A 25,622-nucleotide genomic window follows, 5' to 3' on the forward strand; every position below is an offset into this window, starting at 1 on the left:
CAAGATCCCGATCGCAACGGTTCGCCGCGCGATTCGAATCCGGTCGCTGCTCCGATATGACGAGCACATCGCCTGGAGTTTGACCTGGCTCAATGCGAGCCTGGCGTCTCGATTGCAGAGTTGATGCCAGGCCGTTCGACCTGGTGTCGCAAACGGTCCGGTTTTTCGTTCGGGAGACTAACATGAACTACCAGCGGTTCTTCGAAGAAGCGATCGACCAGCTCCATGCGGAGCGTCGGTATCGTGTCTTCGCCGACCTTGAGCGCATCGCGGGCAAGTTTCCGCGCGCCATATGGCGTTCCAATGGCCGCGCCGAGGAAATCACCGTCTGGTGCTCCAACGATTATCTCGGCATGGGCCAGCACCCCGACGTCATCGCCGCGTTCCAGAACGCGGCCGGCAAAATGGGTTCGGGCGCCGGCGGCACCCGCAACATTTCGGGCACTTCCAACCCGCTGGTCGAGCTCGAGCATGAGCTTGCCGACCTGCACGGCAAGGAAGCGGCACTGGTCTTCACCTCCGGCTTCGTCTCCAACGAAGCCTCGATCTCGACCATCGCGCGGCTTTTGCCCAACTGCCTGATCATCTCGGACGAGTTGAACCATGCCTCGATGATCGAAGGCGTGCGGCGCTCGGGCGCCGAGAAGAAGATCTTCCGCCACAATGACATCGCGCATCTGGAAAGCCTGTTGCAGGCGGCGGGACGCGAACGCGCCAAGCTGGTCGTCTTCGAAAGCGTCTATTCGATGGACGGCGACATCGCGCCGATCAGAGAGATCGTCGAGCTCGCCGAACGCTACAACGCCATGACCTATATCGACGAGGTCCATGCCGTGGGCATGTACGGCCCACGCGGTGGCGGCATCACCGAGCGCGAGGGCCTGGCCGACCGCATCGACATCATCCAGGGTACGCTGGCCAAGGCGTTCGGCACGCTGGGCGGCTACATCACCGGCACCAGCGCGGTGATCGACGCGGTTCGCTCCTATGCGCCGGGCTTCATCTTCACCACGGCGTTGCCGCCGGCGATCGCCGCCGCCACCACCGCCTCGATCCGTCATCTCAAGCAATCGCAGGCCGAACGCGACGCGCAGCAGCAGCAGGCGAGCCGGACCAAGCAGATCCTGGCGGCCGCCGGCCTGCCGGTGATGGAGTCGCCAACCCATATCGTGCCGGTGCTGGTCGGTGACCCCGAGCTTTGCAAGATGGCGAGCGACCGGCTGCTTGGCGTGCACGGCATCTACATCCAGCCGATCAACTATCCGACCGTGCCGCGCGGCACCGAGCGGCTGCGCATCACGCCGACGCCGTTTCATTCCGACGCATTGATCGCGGGATTGCAGGACGCGCTGGTCGAGACATGGGATGCGCTCGGCATCCCCTACGGCTCCGCTGGCCGTCCGCCCGTGGCCAAGAGCGACCGGATCGTGCCGCTGCTGGTGCAGAAATCCGGTGGCTGAAACCCGCCACCCGCTCAAGCGGTCGTCGTCCCCTTGGCCAGCCGGTGGTCGGTTCCTCGAGTTGATCGAGGCGGCGGTGGAAAACCAATCGGGAGGGGCACTTTTGGACGATTTGATCCTGCTCAATGCTCAAAGCTTCCCGATGCCCGAGGATGGAGTCAAATCTTCGAGGAGCATCGCCATGGGCCACATGTCCCACACGTCCTTTGGTAACTTCACACACGCTGGCCAGCAGGCGCAACAATGGGTCAAGGAGCTCGCCAAGGAACTCTACTGGAGCGAGCCGAGTGCCTGTCGTCTCTTGAGGTCAGTCCTGCACACGGTGCGCGATTGGCTTTCGCCAGCGGAAATGGCCGATCTTGCGGCGCAACTGCCCGTTTTGGTTCGCGGCATCTATTTCGAAGGCTGGAACCCATCGATGCCTGTGCATGAGCGCACGAAGCGCGATTTCATCATCAGCGTCAGAAACAGTTTCGGCTATGATGACGATATCGATTTCGATGTCGCGATCAGTGCCGTGTTCAAGCTTCTCGACCATCACATTTCGCGTGGTGAGATCGTGCAGGTTAGTAACTCGATGAAGAAGTCGCTTCGAAAACTGTGGCCGGTGGATTGACCGATGTTCCGCGACCGCGATGACGCTGGAGTGAAGCTTGGGCTGGAACTGAGCAGGCTTCAACTGCATCAACCCATCGTGCTGGCATTGCCGCGTGGCGGCGTGCCAGTCGCAGTGGAAGTGGCCAAAGCCCTCCACGCCCCTCTTGATCTGCTTATCGTTCGCAAGGTCGGCGCCCCGGGTAATCCCGAACTGGCTGTTGCTGCAATCGTCGATGGCGACCCTGGCGAAGTCGTCTTAAACCGAGAGATCGTCGAGACCTACGCACTCGGCGAAGGCGAGCTACGCGTCTTGATCGCAAACGAGCGTCCAGAACTTGAACGCCGGCGCGCTGTCTATCGAGGGAAGACCAAACCGATGTCGATTGCTGGAAAGACCGCGATAATCGTCGATGACGGCGCTGCGACCGGTACGACAATGAAAATCGCGATCCGCGCCGTCAAGCGCCGGTCGCCGCGGGAGATCGTCGTGGCAGTTCCCGTTTCACCGCAAGAGACGGTCGCCGCGCTGGAGCAGGAAGCGGACCGTGTGGTCTGCCTTAGTCAGCCAGGACAGTTCCGTGCCTTGGGCCATCACTATCTGCGATTCCCGCAGCTCTCTGACAACGACGTTCTCTGCGCTATGGACGAGGCTGCCCAGCTGTACAAGCGTAGTTCAAAAGCCTTGAAAAACAGGAGATCGCTCTGATGCAGATCCGCACCCTTTCTGCTTTGGAATGTACCAAATTGCTCACGGCCACTCGCGTGGGCCGCCTGGCATGTGCAAAGGATGGGCAGCCCTACGTCGTGCCCTTCTACTTCGCCCATTCGGATGCTCATCTTTACGCGTTTTCAATGCCGGGCAAGAAGATCGAATGGATGCGGGCCAATCCGCTGGTGTCCGTCCAGGTCGATGAACATGGCCAGGGGCGAGGATGGAAGAGCGTCATTGCCGACGGCCGATACGAGGAACTGCCTGACAGGATCGGCCACAAGCTTGAGCGGGATCATGCCTGGTCGGTCTTGAGCAAGCACACCGACTGGTGGGAACCCGGTGCACTCAAGCCGGTTCTTCCTCCCACAGCCGATAGTGCGCCGCACGTCTTCTTTCGGATACTGATCGAGCAGGTGTCCGGACGAGAAGCAAGCGAGTAGTCGCCCCGTCAAGTCTTGCGAGAAACGGAAAGGGCCGGCGCAATCTGCACCGGCCCTGTCCTCTTTGACGTTGAATTGCTATCGCGCCATCAAGACCGGCAGCGATTGGCCCGCACGCATCGACTTGGTGACCCGGCCGGCAGCAACTCCTGGATTTCGATGAAGGCCCGTCGTGGTTCCAGCCACTAGCGGGGGCGCCCGATGCGTTCATTACGCTGAATCAAACATCGTTACCGCCAGGGCATTTGATCCGCATCAACGCACCGCCGAACCAGGGCTTTAGATTTCAGCCGAACAATCGGGGAAATACATATGAGATTCCTGATCACATTGGCTCTGGCAGGATTGGCCTGCAACGCGGCCAGCGCCCAGGAACTCGGCGACGGCAAGGCCGAATACATGAACTCCTGCGCCGTCTGCCACGGCCCCGAAGGCAAGGGCGATGGTCCGTTGGGGGACGAGTTGTTGAAGCGGCCGAGCGACCTGACGCGCCTTTCAAGGCGCAATGGCGGCGAATTTCCTTACTGGCGCGTTTATGCCCTGATCGACGGCCGCGCCATGGTGCCGGCGCATGGCGAGCGCGACATGCCGGTGTGGGGCAGCCAGTTCCTGCCTGGCGACGTGAAGAAATACGGCCCAAGCGCAGGCGAAATCGTCACAAGGGAACGGATCCATGATCTTGCCGGATATGTCGAGACGCTCCAGCAATGACAGCGAATGGTGCAAACAGTCTCCGCAAGACCCAGGCATTGAGGAGGCCGGCCATGGTTGTTGACGACCAACAATGCGTTACCGCATTCCTGCTTGATCCTGCCTCACATGGCACGACCGGACCGGTAGAAGCGATCGAAACCCATATCTCGCGCATTTTTCTGACTGGCGAACGCGCCTACAAAATGAAGCGGGCGGTCAAGCTGCCCTATGTCGATTTCTCGACGCCGGCACTGAGGCTGGCCGCTTGCGAGAAAGAGGTGGAACTCAACTCGAAAACCGCTCCCGGCCTTTATCTGAGGGTGCGCCGCATCACGCGGGATGCCGACGACAAACTGACTTTTGACGGTACCGGCCAAATGCTCGACGCGGCGATCGAGATGGTCCGCTTCGACCAGTCGAAACTTCTCGACCATATGGCAACCGCAGGAGAGTTGACGCCGGCGCTGATGACCGCCGTCGCGCGGATGATCGTTGGATATCACCGCTCGGCGCCGGAGGTCCACAATGGCACCGGCTCGTTCAACTTGATGGGCGTGCTCGACATCAACGAAGCCGGCTTTGGCACCAGTCATGTCTTTACGAAACGGGAGATTGAGACGTTTGCCGGAGCCTTCCGCACCGCGCTTGCTCGGCATGCCGGATTGCTGGATAGCCGGGAGGCCGCGGGCAAGATCCGCCGGTGCCATGGCGATCTGCACCTGCGCAACATCTGCCTTTTCGATGGCGAGCCTCGCCTCTTCGATTGCATCGAATTCAATGACCAGATCGCCAGCATCGATGTTCTGTACGACCTCGCCTTCTTGTTGATGGACCTTTGGCATCGCGGGTTCCCAGAGCTCGCCAATCTCGTGATGAACCGTTACCTCGACGAAGCCGACGATGAGGACGGTTTCATCCTGCTGCCCTTCTTCATGGCCGTGCGGGCTGCCGTGCGCGCCCATGTCACCGCAACGCAGGTTGAGCAAGGCAGCGCCGACAGCGATAAGCTGATCGCCGAGGCGAGATCCTATTTCGAACTGGCCCTGACATTTCTCCAGGAGGCCGAACCGCGGCTCGTTGCCATCGGCGGCCTCAGTGGTTCCGGCAAGACGACGATTGCCGAGGCGCTCGCTGCCTATGTCGGAGCGCCGCCCGGCGCACGCATTATCGAAAGCGACCGCATCCGCAAGGCAATGCATGGCGTGGCGGCCGAGACCAGGCTGCCGGACAAGGCCTATCGACCCGAAGTGTCCGAACGGGTCTACAACGAAATGGCATGGCGCGCGGGCCTAATCCTCTCCGAGGGCGGCTCGGTTGTAGCTGATGCGGTTTTCGACAGACCGGCCGATCGTGAGCGGATTGAAAAGGCAGCGCGAGATCGAGCTATCGCATTCTTCGGTTTCTGGCTGGAGGCGGATTCACTGGTCCTTTGGCGGCGGATCAGTCAACGCAGAGGCGGTCCATCGGACGCCACGGTCGATATCCTGTCACGTCAATTGGAGCGCAATCCCGCCCACGTGGAGCGCAATCCCAGCCACGCCAGCTGGCGCAAGACTGACTCCGATCGAACGCTTGTCGACATCGTCGCCGAATTGAAGAGATTTTGCGACAGCAATGCCTCCGAAGTCCTTCGCACAGCCTCCTGATTGGCGTTAAGAATCGCTGGCGACAGTTGGCGAGCATCGATCAAATCGGAAGCCATCGCATGAACGAGTCCGCCCTGCGTCGCGCATTGCTGGTCATTGCCATCCTGGGTCTCGCCATTGGGATCGGAGCGTGGCGGACCGGGCTCGGCCCGCTTGAAGCCAGCACGATCTGGACGGTGGCGACCTTGCCCGTGGTCGCGGCTCTCGCCATCTCCATCCTGCGCGATTTCTGGATCGGCCGCTTCGGTGTCGATGCGATTGCGCTGGTGTCGATGTCCGCCGCGCTGCTTCTCGGGCAACCCCTGGCGGCGGTGGTGGTCGCGATCATGTATGCAGGCGGCACCGTGCTTGAGGACTTCGCCCGCGGCCGCGCGGAACGGAACCTAAAGGCATTGACCGATCGGTCACCGCGTGTCGCCCACCGAACATCAACGCTCGGGACACAGACAATCCCCGTCGAAGACGTGGCTGTCGGTGACGAGCTACTGGTCCGGGCCGGCGAACTGCTCCCGGTCGACGGCATCCTGATTGATGCTTCGGCCACCCTGGACGAGTCCGCCGTGAGCGGAGAACCCCTGCCGGAACGCCGGTGCGCTGGAGATGTGCTGCGCAGCGGCACCGTCAATGCCGGCGAGCCGTTCAGCATGCGGGCTTCTGCCTTGGCGGAGCAGAGCACTTATGCGGCGATCGTTCGCATGGTCGCTGCGGCGCAGACCGCGAAATCCCCGTTCATCCGCATGGCCGACCGCTTTGCCCTGTTCCTGCTTCCAGCCACCTTGCTGGTTTCCGGCGTCGCCTGGTACATCTCCGGCGATCCAATCCGCGCGCTGGCCGTGCTGGTGGTCGCGACACCTTGCCCGCTTATCCTTGCAGCACCGGTTGCCTTCATCGGCGGCGTATCGCGCGCCGCGCGTGCCGGCATCTTGATGAAGGGCAGCGCGGCTCTCGAGGCGCTTGCGCAAGTCCGAACCGCCATCTTCGACAAGACAGGGACCTTGACCATCGGCGGCGCCGAGCTCATCGAGATCGAAGTCGCGCCCGGCGGTGACGCGAACCATTTGCTGCAGCTGTTGGCATCCTTGGAACAGGCCTCGCACCACGTGCTCGCCGACTCGATCATTCGAGCGGCGCGCGGTAGACAGCTGATGCTTTCGCGCCCGCGTGACGTCCGCGAGCATCGCGGCTCGGGCCTGAAGGGCCGGGTCGAGAACATGGCCATCACGGCAGGATCGCAGGCTCTCGTGCTCGCGGCCAAGCCGCTGCCCATTTGGGCGAAAAACGGCGAAGAAAGATACCGGGACGAGCCCGTACTCAGGGTTTTTGCAGCACTCGACGGACGGCTGGCCGGTGTTTTCACCTTCGGGGACGCCCTGCGTGTGGATGCTCATGATGCACTCGGCAAGCTGCGCTCCGCCGGCATTGCGCGCATGATCATGCTCACAGGCGATGACCGTATCGCGGCCAAGCGCATCTCCGCCTTGCTCGACCTCGACGCCCTAGTCGCCGATGCGACCCCTGCCGACAAAGTCGCGACCGTCGAAGCCGAGAAAGCCTTGGCACCGACTATGATGGTCGGCGACGGCATCAACGATGCCCCAGCACTTGCTGCTGCAACGGTCGGTGTCGCCATGGGCGCCCGTGGTGCGACCGCCTCCTCCGAAGCGGCGGACGTCATCGTACTGACCGACAGGCTGCAGCCCGTGGCCGATGCAGTCAGGATTGCACGGCGAACGCGAACGATCGCCTTGCAAAGCATCATCGCCGGGCTGGCGCTGTCGGGGCTGGCAATGATCGCGGCGGCCATGGGTCAGATCACGCCTGTTGCCGGAGCGCTGCTTCAGGAAGGGATCGACGTGGCGGTTATCCTGAACGCGTTGCGCACCCTTGGCGATGGGCACCTGTTGCGCGCATAGTGGTCGAGAACGAGTTCGGTGAATGGCTATGATGCAGCAAAATCTGGTGGTTTGCAGCAAATGCGGCGGAGTCAACCGCCTGCCGCCGGCTCGCAACGCCATGGAGGCAAAATGCGGAAAGTGCGGGACCACGCTATTTTCGGGGCATCCCGAAGATGTCGACGCCGCTGGTTTCGATCATCAGATCGCGCGTAGCAGCCTGCCGATTGTTGTCGATATCTGGGCGCCCTGGTGCGGCCCCTGCAAGATGATGGCTCCGGCATATGAAGCGGCTGCCAACGAGCTGGAGCCGCATGTCCGCCTGATCAAACTCAATTCCGACAAGGAGCAGGCTGTTGCGGCCAGGCTCGGCATTCGCGGCATCCCGACCATGATCCTCTTTCATGGCGGGCGCGAGATCGCGCGCACATCCGGCGCACTGTCGACAGCCCAGATCGTCAGGTGGGTTCGCGACCGCCTGCCGACGGTCGCCGCCTGAAAGTGAAACCATCATCTCAGGCCCCGTCAGGGTGGCCAGATGTCATCGAGCCACGCATCCTTTGATACGGATCAAGGCCAGGTCCCGCCGGTGGTCTATGAAACTCCCTGAAAGGAGTGCGCGATGACCAGTTTGAAGGATCTTACCCCGAAATTCCATCACGTCCGGCTGCTACTTGCCCGAGAGAAAGGGCATCCCAACGGCGAGCGCGAGGAAGGTTACGACGTGCTTGCGCCGTTGACCGGCGAAGGCCGGCTTGATGCGGAAGAGTGGAAAACGCACAAGGCGGCTTGCCGTGTTCGCCGGTTTCGCACCGGGGAGGCCGACCTGATCGGCCGGCTCCGCCGCAAGCCTGGCGGACAGTGGTTCTTCGACTACGCCGAAGGAGATCGGGATGACGAGATCGGCTTTCATCTGGGCGACGAACGATTTGTGACCGGCGAGTATGTGTCGATCGAGCGCAATGGCACGATGCATACATATCAGGTTGCACGCGTCGAGAGGCCGTGACGCCAACGCTACAAGCGATCAGGCAGCGCCGACAGAGGGCGGACCAAGAAACAGAGCCCGCCGCGCCTATTGGCGTGGCGGGCTCCGTTGTCAGCCCAGATACTACTTGACCAGGATTGTCGCCCACATTCCGTTCATGAAATGACCGGGGATATTGCAGAAGACGGCATAGCTGCCCGGCTTGAGGTCTAGTGTCAGCGATCCAATCTTGCCAGGATCAAGTTCGGACACCTCGCCGAGATGGCCCGCGGCATCCTCGTTGACACGATTTTCATTTGGCACGTATGGCAACGCCGTTTTCTTGGCATCCGCGACCGGCACAACGATCATCTCATGGACCGTGTCCTTGGAGGTATTGAAAACTTGGAAGGTGACCTCACCTGCCGGTACAACGGTCTGGTCCAGCTTAATCCTCATGCTTGCCATGCTCATGTTTGCAGGCATGCCCATTCCCATTTTGGCGTCGGTGTTCACGGTTCCGTCCTTGTCCCATAGTTTGACATTCACGGTCGTGTTGGCGAAGGCGGGCGCCGACGCGGTTAAGAGGACCAAGACCAGTCCGGACTTGAAAAGCTGCATGTTTAAAAAGCTCCTGATCGCATGCGGCGACCCCGCAAACGGTGGTTTTGGAGAATCATTCTGGTCGCGGTACTCCGGCTAGGACAGCCAGGCTGACAACACGCTGACACCGAAAACAGGCGACCAAGGATGAGGCGGGGAACAGTCGCCCCCCCTAAGAGGCAGCCTGCTTTGGCGCCCTATGGCCCGACTGTGAATTCGGTCCACATGCCAGCCTCCTGGGATAGCAGCAGAAGCGCTCTCGTATCCGAGCCATCATCCTGCCGGCGTCGTCACCCACCGTCCTTGCGCCAGATCCAACCAACCGGCGGCAAGCCGATCGACAGGGTCGATGCCGCTGTCAGCCAATTGTCAGGTTGAATTGGCTATCTCGCACCAATGACGGTCCTACCGCCGTCTGACCGAAACGGTCGAAATCCACCCTCGAGGCGCAAGATCCGCGCCCAACCTCCCGAATGGAGCCATCATGTATCGCACACTCGTCCTCGCCGCTCTCGCCGGCATGATTGCGGGACCGGCGCTCGCTGCTGGCGGCAGCTGCAGCACCGCCCCGAAATCACAGTTCAAACCCAAGACGACGCTTGAGGCGCAATTGGCCGGCGAAGGTCTCACCGTCCGCCAGATCAAGGTGGAAAAGGGTTGCTATGAAGTCTACGCGGTCGACAAGGCCGGCAAGAAAGTCAATCTGGCATACAATGCCGAGACCCTTGAAAAGCTCGACAATGCCGAAGCCGGCGAAAACTGATCGGGCCGTTTCAATAGCGGCGGACGCGCAACCATCAACGGAGATGGTGCGCGTCTGGGACCGAGTCGTGCGGGGCTTTCACTGGGCGCTGGTGCTCAGCTTCATCACGGCCTGGCTCACCTCCCATTCTTCGGAGGACATTCACCATTGGGCCGGCTACGCCGCTGCCGGTCTGATCGTGACGCGGCTCTTATGGGGCGTCCTGGGCACGCCATATGCGCGCTTCTCGCAGTTCGTGCGTGATCCGGCGACGGTGCTGCGCTATCTTTGGGCGCTGCTGCTCGGTCGCGAAGCCCGCTACATCGGCCACAACCCGGCCGGCGGCGCAATGGTGGTCGCGTTGATCGCGGCGATGGGTTCAACCGCATTGACCGGTTGGCTGATGACGACAGACGCCTATTTCGGCGTGTCGTGGGTCGAAACGGCGCACAGCCTCAGCGCACACGGCCTGCTCGTGCTGGTCCTTTTCCATATAGGCGGCGTCGCGCTGGCAAGCTTTCGCCATCGCGAAAACCTTGTACGCGCGATGATCACCGGACGAAAACGCGGAGCTGAGCCGGCCGACATCGCCTGACGACATATCAATAGACCAAAACCGATTTGCGCCCGCACGATTTCGGCGGCGCAAGTCGGTTCGTTCCCGTTCGGCATGGCCCTGGCAGCGCGCGATGTGACACGGGCGAAGCGGTGCGACGACCCAGAAACCGGAACATCGACGCCACCCTTTTCAGCAAACGCTTATTGACCCGCGTCAAAGCGGCCAGTCCTGGCTTGCTGTCTATTGCCTCCAATCAGAGCCTTCAAATTGGGGAGAGCATCATGACTACGGCTGATATCAACATCACTGCTCGGAAAGTGTCGACCGCGGCGCCAGCAAGGCTTCGTCTAGGTGCTCTGACCGCACTGGTCATTGGTTCGATGGTTGGCTCCGGTGTGTTCAGCTTGCCGCAGAACATGGCGGCTGGTGCTGGGCCCCTCGCAATCCTGATCGGCTGGGCGATCACCGCGGTCGGCATGCTGGCGCTGGTGTTCGTCTATCAATCGCTGGCGACCCGCAAGCCCGAGCTCGACGCCGGTCCCTATGCTTATGCCAAGGCCGGCTTCGGCCCCTTCATCGGCTTCAACAGCGCCTGGGGCTACTGGATCAGCGCCTGGGTTGGCAACGTTTCCTACGCGGTTATCGTGTTCAGTGCTCTGTCCTATTTCTTTCCAGCCTTCGGTGATGGAAACACCTGGCAGGCGGTGCTTGGCGCATCGATCCTGCTATGGCTGATCCACGTCCTGGTTCTTGCCGGCATACGGCAGGCCGCGGTCGTGAACCTCATCGTCACGGTGGCGAAGATCGCGCCGATCGTCCTGTTCGTCGGGGTGGCGGCCGTCGCGTTCAAACTGCAGGTCTGGTCCCTCGACTTCACGGGTCTCGGCAACGCCAGTCTCGGCTCAGTCACCGCGCAGGTGAAGAGCACGATGCTGGTGACGTTGTGGGTCTTCATCGGCATCGAGGGCGCCAGCGTCTTCTCCGGTCGGGCCGAACGCCGCAAGGATATCGCCACGGCGACAGTACTCGGCTTCTTCACTTGCCTCGCTCTCTATGCCCTGGTGTCGTTGCTGTCGCTTGGCATCCTGAGCCAACCCGAACTCGCCGCGCTGAAGAACCCATCAATGGCGGGTGTCCTGGAGGCGGTTGTCGGCCCCTGGGGCGCCATCCTGATCAACGTCGCGCTTGTCGTGTCCGTGGTGGGCGCCTTCCTCAGCTGGACGCTGCTGGCCGCCGAAATTCCGCATGTCGCCGCCAAGGACGGCACGATGCCCAAATTCTTCGGCCATGAAAGCGAGCGCGGCGTGCCGTCGACCTCGCTTCTGATCACCAATCTGCTCGTCCAGGCCTTTCTGGTGATCACGCTGTTCGCCCAAAGCACCTACCAGGCGCTGTTCTACATCGCGTCGGCCGCGATCCTGGTTCCTTACATCTTTTCCGGAGCCTACGCGGCCAAGCTCGCGTTGACGGGAGAGAGCTACGTGAGCGGCGAGCAGCGCGCCGGACCGCTTTTTGCGGGGTTGCTGGCGACGGTCTACGGGCTGTGGCTCGTCTACGCGGCGGGGCCGGCGTACCTGTTCATGTGCGCGATCCTCTATGCACCCGGCATCATCTTCTATGTCTGGGCGCGCCGCGAAACCAATCAGCGGGTCTTTCACCCTGCCGAGGCAGCACTCGCCGGAACCCTCATCGCGGTCGCCATCCTTGCCGTCTACGAGATGTGGACCGGCGCGGTCAGCGCGCTGTGAGAGGATTTGCGAGATGATGAAACTGGGCGTCCACTCCGAGGTCGGTCGGCTGCGCGAAGTGATGGTCCATCGTCCGGACCTCAGCCTGCGCAGGCTCACACCGGAGAACTGCAAGGCGCTGCTCTTCGACGATGTGCTGTGGGTCAAGCGGGCGCGCCAGGAGCACGATATGTTCGTCGATGCATTGCGCGAACGCGGCGTGCTGGTGCATTCCTTCGGGGAGCTCCTGGTTGAGACAATGAGCCTGGCCAAGGCCCGCGACTGGCTTCTCGACCACCGGGTCCATCCCAGCGTCGTCGGGCTCGACATGGTCGATGAAATGCGCGGATGGCTCAAAGAGATGCCGTCGGAGCAATTGTCGTCTTACCTTGTGGGCGGCATTGCCCGGGCGGAGCTTCCTTTCGAACCCAAAGGGCTGACCGGAAGGACGCTCGCGCCCCAGGATTTCGTGCTGCCGCCTTTGCCCAACCAGTTGTTCACCCGCGACAGCTCCTGCTGGATTTACGGCTCAGTGTCGGTCAATCCCATGTACTGGCCCGCACGGCGCCCGGAAGCGGCCAATGTCGAAGCCGTCTACCGCTTCCATCCCCGCTTGCGCGATAGCGGCATACCTTTCGTGTCGCCGGCCCTCGGCACCGGCACCAGCCTCGAAGGCGGCGATGTCATGCCGATCGGGGGCGGAACGGTTCTCGTTGGCATGGGCGAGCGGACCACGCCGCAAGCGGTAGGCGATCTCGCGCGCAACCTGTTCGCTGCCGGCGAAGCCACCCGCGTGATTGCCGCACTAATGCCCCGCGACCGCAGTTTCATGCATCTCGACACCGTCTTCACCTTCTGCGAGCGCGATCTTGTCACCCTGTATCCGCCGGTGGTCGACCGGCTGCGCACATTCTCGCTGCGGCCGGGCGACGGCGAGGCGTCGGTAGAGGTCACCGATGAGACAAAACCGTTCGCGGCTGTGGTTGCCGAAGCTCTTGGGCTGAAGGCGTTGCGCATCATCGCCACTGGCGGCGACCGCTACGAGGCCGAGCGCGAACAATGGGATGACGGCAACAATGTCGTTGCGGTCGAGCCCGGCGTAGTCATCGGCTACGACCGCAACGTCTACACCAACACGCTGCTGCGCCGTGCCGGAATTGAAGTGATCACGGTCGAAGGCGCCGAACTCAGCCGTGGCCGCGGCGGCGGGCACTGCATGACCTGTCCGATTGTCCGCGATCCGATTTGACCCGAAGGAAATCCTATGTCGATCAATCTTCATGGCCGCTCCGTCCTGACCCTGGACGATCTCACGGCAGAAGAAATCCGCTTTCTTCTGAAGCTGGCGGCAGATCTCAAGGCGGCCAAGCTCGCCGGACATGAGATTCCGCGTCTGGTCAGAAAAAATATCGCGCTGATCTTCGAGAAGGATTCGACGCGCACGCGCACAGGGTTCGAGGTAGCTGCCTATGACCAGGGTGCCCACGTCACTTACTTCGGCCCCAGCGGCAGCCATATCGGCCACAAGGAATCGATGAAGGACACCGCCCGCGTGCTCGGCCGCATGTACGACGCAATCGAATATCGCGGCTTTGGCCAGCACCAGGCAGAACTGCTTGCCGCGCATGCCGGCGTGCCGGTCTACAATGGTCTTACCGACGAGGCGCATCCGACACAAATCCTCGCCGATTTCATGACCATGCGCGAATTCACGCACAAGCACCTGTCGGATGTGACCGTCACCTTCGTCGGAGAGGGTCGTGACAACGTTGCGCTGTCGCTGGCGCTTGGAGCAGCCAAGGTCGGCATAGACATGCGCATCGCTTCACCGAAAGAGCTCTGGCCGGACGAGGAATTCTGCGCCCATGTTCGCGACCTGGCGGAGCGCAGCGGCGGCCGTTTCCGCCTCGACGAGGATGTGACGGGCTGCGTCCAGGATGCTGATTTCATTTACACCGATGTCTGGATGTCGATGGGCGAGGACAAATCCGGCTGGACCGAACGTATCCGCCTTTTGACGCCCTACCGCGTTACCAGCGAGGTGATGGCTGCCGCCGGCAATCCGCACGTCAAATTCATGCATTGCCTGCCGGCGTTCCACGATACCGATACGGAGATCGGCGCCTTCGTTGCGAAGCAGTACGGCATCGACTGCATGGAGGTCACCGACGAGGTATTCGAGTCGGCTGCGTCCATCGTCTTCGACCAGGCCGAAAATCGCATGCACACGATCAAGGCTCTGCTCGTCGCCACGATCGGCAACTGAGATGCGCATTGTCGTTGCTTTGGGCGGAAACGCGCTGTTGCGGCGTGGCGAGCCGATGACCGCCGACAACCAACGCCACAATGTCAGGCGGGCCGCATCGGCGTTGGCAGCATTGATCGGCGAAGGCCATTCGGTCGTCATCACCCATGGCAACGGCCCCCAGGTCGGGCTGCTTGCGCTCCAGTCCGCGGCCGCCTCGGACGGCAGCTCCTTCCCGCTTGATGTCCTCGGTGCCGAGAGCGCCGGCATGATCGGCTACATGATCGAACAGGAACTCGGCAACCTCGTGAAGGACAGGCTGTTCGCGACCTTGCTGACCCAGGTCAGGGTCGACCCCGGCGATCCTGGCTTTTCCCATCCCATGAAGCCGATAGGCCCCGTCTACAATGAGGAGACGGCTCGACACCTTGCCTCGCTGAACGGCTGGGCGATCGCACCCGACGGCGGCAAGTGGCGGCGCGTCGTGCCCTCGCCGCGGCCGCTCGAGATCCTGGAGGCCTCGGTCATCTCTTATCTGGTCGATCACGATGTCATCGTGATCTGCACCGGCGGTGGCGGGGTGCCGGTGATCGGGAGAGACGACGGCAGCCTATGCGGCGTGGAAGCGGTCATCGACAAGGATCTGGCGAGTTCGCTTCTGGCACGGCAATTGAAAGCCGACATGCTGCTCATGTTGACTGACGTCGATGCGGTGTATCTCGGCTATGGCACCCCCGACGCGCACGCGTTGCGCCGCGTCAGGGCAACGGAGATATCGGGGCGCGATTACGCAGCCGGCTCAATGGGACCCAAGATCGACGCCGCGATCGAATTCGCTCAGGCGACCGGCACGTCTTCGGCCATCGGAAGGCTCGAGGATGCCGTCGAGATCGTCAATGGCCGGAAAGGCACCTGGTTCGAAATCTGAGCCGGTATGCGGTCTCTGAAACCAAGGCGGACGTCACCTCTCATTTCGATCGAGGCTTTTGATATAGGCAATGATGCCGTCGATCTGACTGGGGGTGGCGACAAACTCCGGCATATCGGGATGGCCGGTCGAAATCCCCTCGCCGAGCGCCTCCTCCAGATCCTCTATCGGGTAGCGGCTGGACAATGAGCGGAATGGGGGAGCATCTGGATGCGTACTCTTGTCCGTCAGGCCGACCGCATGACAACGAGCACAGTTCGTCTGCACAATCTCCTTGCCGCGCGCGATCTGCAGATCGTCATCCGCCCGTGCCGACGTCGCACAAGAAAGCGCCAAGGCAAACATGAAGGTTCCAGATTTAGGGAGCGCTTTCATCATCAATGCATAGGCGATGCGTTGACGCAGCGTTTTGATCTGGCGCAAGCCTGTCGCACGATCGCCTCAAAGGCCGACGCGCACAAACGGCAGGCGCTCGGCTGCCCTCGGTCGTCGCCGGCTGGCTGCGTGAATTTCTGCATTCCCCTTGGCAAAGGAAGCAATTCCATGACGCGAAGCTCTGCATTTGACGGCTGGAATTGGGTCTCCCACCACACGTCATCATCTTCCTGCGAGGCTTGGCGTGCCGGGCTCCTCCGGTAGGGTGCCCGCGTTGTTGCGGGCGTGTGCCCGCTACGTAGTTTCCCTTAGGGACATAACCGAATTTCGCCAGATCCCAATTCGCGCGATTGCTGTTGTCACGGATCAACCGGGAACGCAGCCATGTATGCTCAACAGATCGCCCACATTGACGTGCCAGTGAAGCAAAGCCCTTTTGCCCTCCTCGATGAGGGTTGGGCGCAGCCAGTCAGCTTCTTTCCGGCCGGTACGGAGATCTACGCCCAAGGCGAAAAGGCCGGACCTCTTTATCACGTCGAATTCGGCGCCGTGCGCGTGTACCGCCTGCTGGCTGACGGTCGACGGCAGATCAGCGCCTTCCATCTGGCTGGCGAGACATTCGGCTTCGAAGCCGACGCGACGCACCATTTCTTCGCCGAGGCGATCAATGCGACGGGTGTCCGTGTCTTGCGGATCGCCGGGGCCGCCGACATGTCCCGACAGTTGCTGCCGCTGGCCCTCAAGGGCCTGATCAGAGCGCAGGAACATCTGCTCGTGCTTGGCCGCCAGAACGCCATAGAACGCGTGGCGGCCTTCCTTGTCGACATGGCCGAACGCCAGGGTGGATTGCGCCAGGTCGAACTACCGATGTCTCGGATGGATATCGGCGATTACCTCGGGCTCACGATCGAGACGGTCTCGCGGGTCTTCACCCGTCTGAAGGACAAGGGGGTTATTCGGCTGCTCGGCCTACGCAGCCTCGAGATCCTTAAACAGGACGTGCTCCTGGACATGGGCGAATAGCGCCCACATCACCCTAGCGACACCGGGCAACGACGCCCAAAAAAGGCCCAAACATGGATCAGATGACGATGAGCAAGACCCTGACCACTCACACCGGATTCTGCTTTGAAGTGCGGACCGCACGACCTGAAGACGAGCCAGCATTGGCAGAGTTTTTCACCCATGTGACGCCCGAAGATCTGCGTTTCCGCTTTCTCGGCGCCGTGCGCGAGGTTTCGCACGAACGGCTGGTTGCGATGACCCGTTCCGACGACGCCCATATCCATAATTTCCTGGCGTTCGCACCGGGAGGAATGTTGATCGCGGTGGCGACGCTCGCCAGTGATCCGGCGGACCGGCGTGGCGAGGTCGCAGTCTGCGTTCGCGACGATCGCAAACATTTGGGGGTCAGTTGGGAATTGCTCGGCCACATTGCGCGCTATGCGGATGACCATGGTCTGGAATCGATCGAATCGATCGAAAATCGGGAAAACCGTGCAGCCATCGAGCTCGAGCGCGAGATGGGCTTTACGGTCACCGCGGATCCGGACGATGCGACGCTGGTGCTGGTACGGCGCAAGCGGGGCGCCAAGTTGCCGCGGTAGAATGCCGGCACCCGTCATAGTCACGGGCAACCCTCAGAACGTGAGCATGCTGCCCGGATGCATCGCCGATGACGTGACCGCGACAACGCGCGGTCACTCAATCAGCCTTCATGATCCAGGAAGAAGCAGATCACCCAAATCTGTCGCGGCTTAGCCGCTCGTTCCGGGGCCACCTTCCTGCAGCGTTCCAAGCCGAGATTCTTGTCGGGACAATCACCACCTCGGCATCCACAAGCAGCGTCCCATGGCCTGGCGTGGCTTGCATCAATGCCTTTGACGCATCCTATGGATGACGATGGCACCTTGCCGCAGCCGCCGATTGGAAGCGCAGTGATCGGGGTCCGCGCAGTTCACCCCACGTTGGTCAGTTGAAATTCGTCGGTAAGCATGCGCTCGTTGGGGTCTATTGGACCCAAGTTCTTTACGACCCGGAAGCGACCGCCATGCGCCTGCGCGATGTACATGTTCATGCGAACATGGTGCTGGCCAGGAGCCATTTCCGCCGGACCGCCCGGGCCTTCGCTGATCCTGGCGTGGTCAAGGGCCTGTATAACCGCATCGCGCTCGACACTGCCCGCTTCCTTCACCGCCGCTTCCCACATCTTGACCGCCCTGTAGTGGCCCGTGCAGCCGCTGCCCGCGGTCAACGTGGCACCGCCGGGGAAACGCTCGCCGTAGCGGCGCAACAGCGCGCGACCGAACGGTTCGTCGAGTTCCTGGTAGTAATCGAGGCAGCTGTAGAGGCCCTCGATCTGCTCGGCCGGCACCAGGTTGAAGAAGTTTTCGTCGAAGTAGGTGCAGACGATCCTGCCACCGCGTTTGCCGAAACCGGCCTTGTGCAGCTCCTCGAGGAACGGCGTCAGGCCCGGGGGGACGATGGTGTTGAACACGACCTCCGTGCCGCTGGCCATGATCTGCTGCACCGTCCGCCGAAAATCGACGGTGTCCAACGGAAAATATTCTTCGCCGACGATCTCGCCACCATTGGCGCGCACCAACCGGCTCGCGGCTTCGTTCAACAAATGCGGCCAGATGTAGTCCGCGGACGGCAGGTAGAACTTTTTCGCTCCTGTGGTCTTCATCAGCCATGGGATTAATGGCTCGACCTGCTGTGCCGGGACGGGGCCAGTGCAGAATATCAGCGGATCGTTTTCCTGCCCCTCATACTGTTCGGTATAGATGTAGAGCGTCCTGCCCCGGGTGACCGCCTCGCTCTTGATGGCGAGGCGGGTCGAACTGTAGATGCCGCCGATCACCACATCGACCTTGTCGACGTCGACCAGTTTCGCGGCCTTTGCCTTGGCGACGCCGTCGATCGTCTCTCCATCCTCGATGACGAGTTCCACCGGCCGGCCGAGCAGGCCGCCTTTGGCGTTGATGTCGTCGACGAGCATGGTGGTGAGGTTGGCGTTGGCGATGCCCATGAAAGACAATGGGCCGGTCAGTTCGGCGATGAGGCCGATCTTGATGGGTTTCGGATCCATCTGATTTCTCCAATTCTGGGGTTTGGTCTTCTGGCGATTGTCGGGAGCGCCGCCGCCGACGGCAGGCGGCGCACAGCGTGGACGTCAGGCCTCGTAGTGGCCGAGCAGCAATGCCGCCTGCGGTTTGCCGACATGACCGGCTTCCTGCAGGATCGCGGGCACTTCAGGATCCGAAACGAAGTTCTTCCAGCCCTCGGCGTCCCAGTCGAAGATCGCCCAGACGCGGTCGGGCTCGCTGGGGTCGCGGAATACGGTCGCACCGTTCGAGCCGTGCAGTCGGCGCTTGTCGGCGCCCTTGGTCGAAAAGATACGCATGAAGTGGTCGACGTCCGCCACCTTGGTCGTTGCGAGAAGCATCGGATTTCCTCCTGTCGGTCGCGGCCACGATTGGTCCGTCGACAGGATCACGATGCGCGCGCCCGAGCGGACGCACATGGGGTGGATTCCCTATGTCGGCGTTTCGCCCGGCCGGACAAGGCCATGCTCGACCGCATAGAGCGCGGCGGCGGCGCGGGTGGCCACGCCGATCTTGGCGTAGACGCTCTGGATGTGGTGGTCGGCGGTCTTGGGAGAGATATCGAGCTTGCGAGCCGTCTCCTTGGCGGTCAGGCCGGCGGCGATCAGGCGCAGTACCTCGATTTCGCGCGGCGTCATGCCGGCCAGCGCCCGCGGCACAGTCCGGCGCGACTGTTGCCCGGCGAAGGACAATACGGCCTCGGCGGCGTCGGGGCAGACACAACCGTCGCGAACAGCCCCGCGCAACTGCGTCGCCGCCGCCTCGCTGGACAGCGCCTTGCGGTGCGGACGCTCCTCCCGCGATGTCTGGAAAGCTTCGGCGGCGGCAAGGATCCGTGCTGCCGGGGACAGGTCGAAGCCACCGACCTTGCGGTGATATCCCGAACCGTCCAGGCGTTCGTGATGGCGCAGCACGAGCGCACCCATCGCATCGCCGTCGTGGCCGAAGGACGCCAGCGCCCGCTCACCGTAATAAGCGTGTAGCTGCGCCGCGTCGCGCTCGCGCACCGACAGCGGACCGTTGCGCATCCAGGTCGCCACCGGCACGACAAGCTCGCCGATATCGTGGATGCAGCCAGACCAGCGCAGCGCGCGCACGTCAGGATCGGGCAGCCCGATCCGTTTCCCCGCCCCAACGGCCAGTTCCGACACCATGCGCGAATGGCCCTGCGTGAACGGCATGCGCATGTCAATCATGTCGGCAATGGCGAGGAACGCCTCATCGCAAGCCGCCTCGTCCAACATCACCGGCGGATCGGGTTCCAGCGCCAAAATCGTTTCGCGGTCGACCGTCGCGCCGATGCCCTCCATGAGCACGGCAGCGTTGGCGGCGACGAGGCGGGCCAAGTCCGCTTCGTATGGACCATCGCCGCGGCTGGCGATGGTTTCGGCCATCGCATCGATCCCGGCCGCGTCGCTGAGCGCAACTACGTCCTGCGCCAATGTGATCAGTCGCACGGCCGGCAAGACATCCTCGCCGCTTAGCCCGTGCGGCAGACCCTTGCCGTCCCAGCGTTCATAGATCTGGCCAAGGTTGCGCCGGATATCCTCGGACAGGCCAAGCCGCTCGCCAATCCTCTGGGCGACCTCGCAATGCGCGGTGAGCACCGGGCGGGCCACAGCGAGCGCCTGCGACATCGCAGCCTCGATCGCCTTTGCCTGCGCGTCAGGCTCGAGATCGTAGTAGAACCGCTTGAATGCCTGCACGAAGACCCTGCCCAGTTCCGCACGATTGCCCATGTCGAGGCCGACGAGGTCCTGGCGGAGCGCGATCTCATCACCGAAGGTGGCGGCCAGAAGGTCCGTGTCGGCGTTGCAGCCGACATAGCGCAGCATCGACTGGTGGTACGCATTGCGCCGAACGTGTTCGGGAAGGCCCGCAAGCTGGGCGATCCGCATTGCAAGCACACATGATTTCAGTGCGAAGTCGCGAGAATGGCCTGTAGCAAGGTCCGACGCATAGGCGAGGACCATCATGAAGTCCGCACGGCGTATCGAGACTTCTGCCATCGCACATCCCATCTGGCACATATGCTATCTCGGCGCGCCGCGAATACCTAGGGCAAAAGTTGGAAGCCGGATTTGCAGCCATGATCCAAGCTGCGAAAGACGCAATTGATCGTTGCATCTGCAACGAAAAGGCCGTCGTCAGATGAGGCACCCGACCGACAGCCTGCGATCCCAGCAGGCAGCAAAACGCTTGTGTATTTGGTATGCTGGTATAATATGTACCTGACATGGCGTGATCCTCAGCAGATACGCTGCGTCCTATGGTCTTTCTGGGAGGAGATACAATGAAACGTTCAATCATGGCGGCGCTGGCCAGCGCCGCGCTGATCAGTGTTGTGACGCTGCCAGCAATGGCGTCGTCGGACAAACCGGTCATCGCGCTGACCAATGCCTATTACGGCAACACCTGGCGCCACCAGATGGTGGAAGCGTTCGAAGCCTCGGCCAAGGAAGCGAAGGCGGCCGGGCAGATCGACGATTACATCGTCATGAACGGCGATGGTTCGGTGGCGCAGCAGAACAGTCAGATCGCCGAACTGATCCTCAAGAAGGTCGACGTGCTCGCCGTCGACGCCGCCTCGGAAACCGCGGTCAACGGTATCATCGAAAAAGCCTGCAAGGCCGGCATCATCGTCGTCTCCTTCGATTCAATCGCCTCTGCACCCTGCAACTACCAGCTCAATTTCGACTTCAAGGGCTACAAGGCGACCCAGGCCGAAGCAGTGTTCAAGATGCTCGGCGGCAAGGGCAACGTCATCCAGGTTCGTGGCGTCAAGGGCTCGGCGCCCGACAATGACATGTTCAACGCGCAGCAGTCGGTCCTGGCAAAGTATCCGGACATCAAGGTGGTCGCGACAGTCTACGGTCAGGCGACCGCCTCGGTGGCGCAAGCGGCGATCGCCAATGTGCTGCCCTCGCTGCCGCATGTCGATGCGGTGCTCGGCCAGGGCGGCAGTGACGATGTCGGCATCGCCCAGGCCTTCGTCCAGTATGGCGGTGAGTACAAGGACAAGATGCCGATCATCGAGGGCGGCGGCGGTACCGACTTCGTCAAGTGGTGGGCCGACGAGAACGCCAAGAACGGCTACCAGACCGTCTCCATGAACACGACGCCAGGCATTGGCGGCGCCGCTTTCTGGCTCGGCCTCTCCCTGCTCAAGGGCGCCAAGGCGCCCAAGATGATGATCATGCCGGTGGCAACCGTCGATGCGAGCAATCTCAAGGAATACGCCAAGCTGCCGGGCGGCCAGATCATCAGCCCCAGCTATTCGCTCGACTGGGTCAAGCAGAACCTGTTGAGCAAGTAACGCGACCAGCAATGGGTCGGGCGCCGAACGGCGCCCGATTCTTTGCCGCGAAGAAACGGAGGACGAATGTCCCACCTTGCCGTTGCCGATCAGAAGAGCGCGGTCGCCATGGCGCCCGCCATGTCGCTCCGGCAGGAAATCGTCGCGCTTTTACAGATCACCAAGAGCTTCGGGCCGACGCTGGCGAACGCCGAGATCGACCTCGCCGTTTCGGCCGGCGAGATTATCGGCCTCGTTGGCGGCAACGGCGCCGGCAAATCGACGCTGATGCGCATTCTCTGCGGCGCCATGTGGCCGACGCTGGGCTCGATCTCCTTCGCCGGCCAGACGATAGGCTTCGCGACTTACGACACGGCGGAAGCGCAACGGCGCGGCATCCGCATGGTGCACCAGGAACTGTCACTGTGCACCAACCTGTCCGTCGCCGAGAACTTCTTCCTCGAAACGCCGGCGGACGCGGCGAGCCGGCCGGGCTGGCGTAGGCTTTACAGAACCCGCGCACGCTCGGCGCTGGATGCCGTCTTTCCCGGCAACGGCATCGATGTGGATGCCGATGTCGGCCATCTGTCCATCGCTGAACGGCAGATGGTCGAGATCGCGCGCGCTGCCGCCACGCCGGGCGTCAGGCTCATCGTTCTCGACGAGCCGACCTCCTCGCTCGATCTCGATCGCTCCAAGCAGTTGCGGGCCTTCATCCGCGAGCGAGCCAAGGCTGGCCTCGCTTTCATCTTCATCAGCCACAAGCTGAAGGAAATCATCGACATCGCCACGCAGGTGGTGGTGCTGCGCAATGGCCGCGCCACCTGGCGAGGTGACGTCGCGGACACGTCGATCGACCGCTTGGTGCAGCTCATGGGCGGTGACGCCAATCCGGTCCATCAGCATGGCGCCGCCGTCGCCGGCGCCGGAGATGCCGTGGTCCGGCTGTCCGGAGCGCTGACATCCGAACTTGGCCGCGACGTCGAGATCGCGCGCGGCGAGATCGTCGGACTGGCGGGGCTCGAGGGCAGCGGCCAGAAAGATCTGCTGCATGCCATTTTCAAGCCCGGAAAAGATGGGCCCGTCACCCGGACCGGTGAAGCCGGCTTCATCACCGGCGACCGCCAGAAGGAAGGCGTGTTCCCGTTGTGGAGCGTGCTGGGCAACATCTCCATCGGCAGCCTTGCGCGTCGTCCGTCGCTGGGCCTGGTCTCGGACCGGCTCAACCGTACGGCCGCGGGCGACGCCGCCGGCCGGCTGCGGCTCGACGAAAGCCGCTTTGGGTCCAACATTCTGGAACTGAGCGGCGGCAACCAGCAAAAGGCGCTGGTTGCCCGCGCGCTCATCGCCGATACGCCGATCATCCTGCTCGATGATCCGACGCGCGGCGTCGACATCGCCACCAAGCAGGATTTCTACCGGCTCTGCAACGACATCGCGCGCAGCGGGCGGACCCTCGTCTGGCACACCACCGAGGATGCCGAACTGCTGGCCTGCGACCGTGTGCTGGTCTTTGCCGGCGGACGGATAGTCAAGGAACTGAGCGGCGAGGCGATCACTGAAGCGGCTGTCGTTGGGGCGTCTTTCGTTCATCAAGTCGACAAGCGCGCCGACACGACGCACCGCACGGCCGGCGCGGCGGGGCTTGCCCGCCGGCTGGTGAACGCTGCCCCCTTCATCGGCCTTGCCGCCGTGCTGGCGGTGATGATCACGGCCAATCCCGCGGTCGCCTCGATCTTCGGCCTCGACCTGCTTTTGATGCCGGCGCTGTCGCTGGTGTTGGTGACGGCGGCGCAGATGTTCATCGTCGGCGGCAGCGAAATCGACCTCGGCGTCGGCGCCTTCGCCGGCCTGGTCAGCGTGCTCAGCGCCACGCTGCTATACGATCAGCCGTGGCTTGGGGCGTTGGCGCTGTTGGCGGCGGTGGCTGTGTATGCCGGGCTCGGCGGATTGATCCAGGCACGCAAGATCCCGGCCATCGTCGTCACGCTCGGCGCCTCCTTCATCTGGGTGGGGCTGGGCTATGCGCTGCAGCCGACGCCAGGTGGCGCCAGCCCTGAATGGCTTACGGCGCTGTTCGGCTGGTCGCTCGACTTCCTGCCGACATCCATCATCCTCATCGCGGCTGTCGCCCTGGTGGTCTTGACGATCGACCGGTTGCCACTCGGCGTGGTGCTGCGGGGTTTCGGCAACAATCCGACGGCAATGATCCGCTCGGGCTGGTCGCCAACACGCTACGCGCTGATGCGCTATCTCATCGCTGGGCTGTTCGCCGCGGCCGCCGGCCTGTCGCTGACGGCGATCAACACGGCGAGCGACATCAATTCCGGCAGTTCGTTCACGCTGCTCAGCGTCGCCGCCGTGGTGATGGGCGGCTGCTCGCTGCTCGGCGGCATCGTCTCGCCGGTCGGCGCCATCGCCGGCGCGGTGACGCTGTCGCTGATCGGCGCGCTGCTCGGCACGCTTAATGTCAGCAGCGACTACAACGCCGCGACGCAAGGCCTGATCCTGATCGCGCTGCTGACGCTGCGCGGCCTGACTGCCGACCGCGGGAGCGAACAATGAATACGCTGTTCGCCTTGTCCATGTGGGCCCAGAAAAACCGCTGGATCTGGGCCGCGATCGGCGTGCTCTTGCTCTGGCTGGTGCTTTCCGTGGTCACCAATCGCTTCAGCCTCTCCAGCCTGTCGGGCATCATCCTGTCGGCATCGTTCCTGACCGTCGTCGGCATCGGCCAGATGTTCGTCGTCACCACCGGACGCGGCAACATCGATCTTTCCGTCGCTTCGGTGATCACGCTCAGCGCCTTCGTCGCGCTGCTCACCATCAAGGGGCAGGACGCCAACCTCGCTATAGGTGTCGTCGCCGCTGTCCTGCTCGGCCTCGCGGTCGGCCTGCTCAATTCGCTGCTCGTCGTCGGCCTCGGCATTCCGGCGATCATCGCGACGCTCGCCACCGGCTATGTGCTGGCCACCGCGACGCTGCTTTCGAACAAGGCGATCCCCGGCTTCGCCGTCAGCCCGGCGCTGAAAGATCTGGCGACGGGCCGCATCTCGGGTGTTCCGATCATGGCCATCATCGCCATATCAGGGGTCGCTGCGACCTCCTTCGTGCTGCGCTACACCGTGTTCGGTCAGCTGCTGTCGGCGGTCGGCCAGAACCGCGCGGCCGCCAGGCTCGCCGCCATCAACAACGGCCGCGTGATCGCGGCGGCCTTTATCATCTCGTCGGTGCTGGCCTCGCTCGACGGCCTGCTGCTCGGCGCTTACATCGGCGGCGCCTTCCTCGAAATGGGCCAGCCCTATCTCTTGCAGTCGATCGCCGCCGTGGTGCTCGGCGGCACGCTGATCTTCGGTGGTTCGGCCACAGCGCTCGGCACTTTGCTCGCCAGCATCCTGCTCATCCTGATCGTGACGACCATGCAGATCATCGGGCTGCCGCCCGGCGCCCAGGACATCGTCCAGGGTATCGTCGTCATCTTTGTCCTGGCCCTTGCCGGTCGACAGGCATTGACGCGGCGAACCACTGCCGAGCCTGCAGATGGAGCGACGCCGAAGACGCAGGCAAAGGCGGCCGCGTCGTTGCCGGAGTGACCAACAGGCCGACAATTCCACTTGCCAAATTATGGTAGAGT

25 protein-coding genes are annotated in these 25,622 nt (G+C 62.6%); 20 read left to right on the forward strand and 5 right to left on the reverse strand.

Features of this window, described 5'->3' with window-relative positions:
* The first annotated feature begins 182 nt into the window (after positions 1–182).
* The 9 genes from hemA to EB233_RS27980 all read left to right on the forward strand — a co-directional run bounded on the left by hemA (position 183) and on the right by EB233_RS27980 (position 8,449).
* The gene (gene hemA / locus EB233_RS27940) at positions 183–1,460 is read left to right on the forward strand and encodes a 5-aminolevulinate synthase (RefSeq protein WP_171892269.1); all 1,278 of its coding nucleotides are present in this window, start codon (positions 183–185) and stop codon (positions 1,458–1,460) included.
* Positions 1,453–2,076 (forward strand): DUF2267 domain-containing protein, encoded by a 624-nt coding sequence (locus EB233_RS27945; protein WP_244277784.1) that lies wholly within the window; start codon positions 1,453–1,455, stop codon positions 2,074–2,076. Before hemA ends, EB233_RS27945 begins: the two co-directional genes overlap by 8 nt.
* Positions 2,077–2,079: 3 nt before the next feature.
* Positions 2,080–2,763: a phosphoribosyltransferase gene (locus EB233_RS27950; RefSeq protein WP_064991373.1), complete on the forward strand. Its 684-nt coding sequence runs from the start codon at positions 2,080–2,082 to the stop codon at positions 2,761–2,763.
* Positions 2,763–3,209: a pyridoxamine 5'-phosphate oxidase family protein gene (locus EB233_RS27955; protein ID WP_064991372.1), complete on the forward strand. Its 447-nt coding sequence runs from the start codon at positions 2,763–2,765 to the stop codon at positions 3,207–3,209. The genes EB233_RS27950 and EB233_RS27955 overlap by 1 nt, the downstream gene beginning before the upstream one ends.
* Before the next feature lie 312 nt (positions 3,210–3,521).
* Positions 3,522–3,920 (forward strand): c-type cytochrome, encoded by a 399-nt coding sequence (locus EB233_RS27960; RefSeq protein ID WP_064991371.1) that lies wholly within the window; start codon positions 3,522–3,524, stop codon positions 3,918–3,920.
* Between the two features lie 53 nt (positions 3,921–3,973).
* Positions 3,974–5,548 carry a bifunctional aminoglycoside phosphotransferase/ATP-binding protein gene (locus EB233_RS27965; RefSeq protein ID WP_064991370.1) on the forward strand — a complete coding sequence of 525 codons (1,575 nt, stop codon included), beginning with the start codon at positions 3,974–3,976 and terminating at the stop codon, positions 5,546–5,548.
* 59 nt (positions 5,549–5,607) lie between these two features.
* On the forward strand, positions 5,608–7,461 hold the full coding sequence (locus EB233_RS27970; protein WP_064991393.1) for a heavy metal translocating P-type ATPase: 1,854 nt from the start codon (positions 5,608–5,610) through the stop codon (positions 7,459–7,461).
* A 31-nt stretch (positions 7,462–7,492) separates the two neighbouring features.
* Entirely contained in the window at positions 7,493–7,939 is a 447-nt protein-coding gene (trxC, locus tag EB233_RS27975; RefSeq protein WP_064991392.1) for a thioredoxin TrxC, read from the forward strand.
* A gap of 123 nt (positions 7,940–8,062) precedes the next feature.
* Entirely contained in the window at positions 8,063–8,449 is a 387-nt protein-coding gene (locus EB233_RS27980; RefSeq protein WP_081294263.1) for a hypothetical protein, read from the forward strand.
* A gap of 102 nt (positions 8,450–8,551) precedes the next feature.
* On the opposite strand, the gene EB233_RS27985 is transcribed toward EB233_RS27980, so the two are convergent.
* Positions 8,552–9,028, reverse strand: a complete 477-nt coding sequence (locus EB233_RS27985; RefSeq protein ID WP_064991368.1) for a plastocyanin/azurin family copper-binding protein — start codon at positions 9,026–9,028, stop codon at positions 8,552–8,554.
* A 466-nt stretch (positions 9,029–9,494) separates the two neighbouring features.
* On the opposite strand from EB233_RS27985, the gene EB233_RS27990 reads away from it, so the two are divergent.
* The 6 genes from EB233_RS27990 to arcC all read left to right on the forward strand — a co-directional run bounded on the left by EB233_RS27990 (position 9,495) and on the right by arcC (position 15,211).
* Complete coding sequence (locus tag EB233_RS27990; RefSeq protein WP_027055424.1) at positions 9,495–9,773, forward strand: PepSY domain-containing protein; 279 nt, start codon at positions 9,495–9,497, stop codon at positions 9,771–9,773.
* 43 nt (positions 9,774–9,816) lie between these two features.
* Complete coding sequence (locus EB233_RS27995; RefSeq protein WP_064991367.1) at positions 9,817–10,347, forward strand: cytochrome b/b6 domain-containing protein; 531 nt, start codon at positions 9,817–9,819, stop codon at positions 10,345–10,347.
* A 245-nt stretch (positions 10,348–10,592) separates the two neighbouring features.
* The gene (arcD, locus tag EB233_RS28000; protein WP_064991366.1) at positions 10,593–12,059 is read left to right on the forward strand and encodes an arginine-ornithine antiporter; all 1,467 of its coding nucleotides are present in this window, start codon (positions 10,593–10,595) and stop codon (positions 12,057–12,059) included.
* 13 nt (positions 12,060–12,072) lie between these two features.
* Entirely contained in the window at positions 12,073–13,287 is a 1,215-nt protein-coding gene (locus EB233_RS28005; protein WP_064991365.1) for an arginine deiminase, read from the forward strand.
* A gap of 15 nt (positions 13,288–13,302) precedes the next feature.
* Complete coding sequence (gene argF, locus EB233_RS28010) at positions 13,303–14,304, forward strand: ornithine carbamoyltransferase (RefSeq protein WP_064991364.1); 1,002 nt, start codon at positions 13,303–13,305, stop codon at positions 14,302–14,304.
* Position 14,305: 1 nt separating this feature from the next.
* Positions 14,306–15,211 (forward strand): carbamate kinase, encoded by a 906-nt coding sequence (gene arcC, locus EB233_RS28015; RefSeq protein WP_064991363.1) that lies wholly within the window; start codon positions 14,306–14,308, stop codon positions 15,209–15,211.
* A 33-nt stretch (positions 15,212–15,244) separates the two neighbouring features.
* On the opposite strand, the gene EB233_RS28020 is transcribed toward arcC, so the two are convergent.
* On the reverse strand, positions 15,245–15,634 hold the full coding sequence (locus EB233_RS28020; RefSeq protein WP_425487721.1) for a c-type cytochrome: 390 nt from the start codon (positions 15,632–15,634) through the stop codon (positions 15,245–15,247).
* 336 nt (positions 15,635–15,970) lie between these two features.
* Between EB233_RS28020 and EB233_RS28025 the strand changes: the two genes are divergently transcribed.
* Both EB233_RS28025 and EB233_RS28030 read left to right on the forward strand, forming a co-directional pair.
* On the forward strand, positions 15,971–16,609 hold the full coding sequence (locus tag EB233_RS28025) for a helix-turn-helix domain-containing protein (protein WP_064991362.1): 639 nt from the start codon (positions 15,971–15,973) through the stop codon (positions 16,607–16,609).
* 68 nt (positions 16,610–16,677) lie between these two features.
* On the forward strand, positions 16,678–17,193 hold the full coding sequence (locus EB233_RS28030) for a GNAT family N-acetyltransferase (RefSeq protein ID WP_064991390.1): 516 nt from the start codon (positions 16,678–16,680) through the stop codon (positions 17,191–17,193).
* A gap of 350 nt (positions 17,194–17,543) precedes the next feature.
* Here the strand turns inward: EB233_RS28030 and EB233_RS28035 are convergent, their stop codons facing one another.
* From EB233_RS28035 to EB233_RS28045, 3 genes are all read right to left on the reverse strand, one after another.
* Positions 17,544–18,677, reverse strand: a complete 1,134-nt coding sequence (locus EB233_RS28035) for a substrate-binding protein (protein ID WP_064991361.1) — start codon at positions 18,675–18,677, stop codon at positions 17,544–17,546.
* Between the two features lie 84 nt (positions 18,678–18,761).
* Positions 18,762–19,034: a hypothetical protein gene (locus tag EB233_RS28040; RefSeq protein WP_027055434.1), complete on the reverse strand. Its 273-nt coding sequence runs from the start codon at positions 19,032–19,034 to the stop codon at positions 18,762–18,764.
* A 90-nt stretch (positions 19,035–19,124) separates the two neighbouring features.
* Positions 19,125–20,702, reverse strand: a complete 1,578-nt coding sequence (locus EB233_RS28045) for an HD domain-containing phosphohydrolase (RefSeq protein WP_064991360.1) — start codon at positions 20,700–20,702, stop codon at positions 19,125–19,127.
* Positions 20,703–20,986: 284 nt separating this feature from the next.
* Here EB233_RS28045 and EB233_RS28050 point away from each other — a divergent pair, with 284 nt between their 5' ends.
* The 3 genes from EB233_RS28050 to EB233_RS28060 all read left to right on the forward strand — a co-directional run bounded on the left by EB233_RS28050 (position 20,987) and on the right by EB233_RS28060 (position 25,581).
* On the forward strand, positions 20,987–22,009 hold the full coding sequence (locus tag EB233_RS28050; protein ID WP_064991359.1) for an ABC transporter substrate-binding protein: 1,023 nt from the start codon (positions 20,987–20,989) through the stop codon (positions 22,007–22,009).
* A 66-nt stretch (positions 22,010–22,075) separates the two neighbouring features.
* Positions 22,076–24,553, forward strand: coding sequence for an ATP-binding cassette domain-containing protein (locus EB233_RS28055; RefSeq protein WP_081294262.1), 2,478 nt, complete (start codon positions 22,076–22,078; stop codon positions 24,551–24,553).
* Positions 24,550–25,581 carry an ABC transporter permease gene (locus EB233_RS28060; protein WP_064991358.1) on the forward strand — a complete coding sequence of 344 codons (1,032 nt, stop codon included), beginning with the start codon at positions 24,550–24,552 and terminating at the stop codon, positions 25,579–25,581. The genes EB233_RS28055 and EB233_RS28060 overlap by 4 nt, the downstream gene beginning before the upstream one ends.
* Positions 25,582–25,622 lie beyond the last annotated feature (41 nt).

The sequence above is a fragment of the Mesorhizobium erdmanii genome (genome assembly GCF_013170725.1).
GTDB lineage: Bacteria > Pseudomonadota > Alphaproteobacteria > Rhizobiales > Rhizobiaceae > Mesorhizobium > Mesorhizobium erdmanii.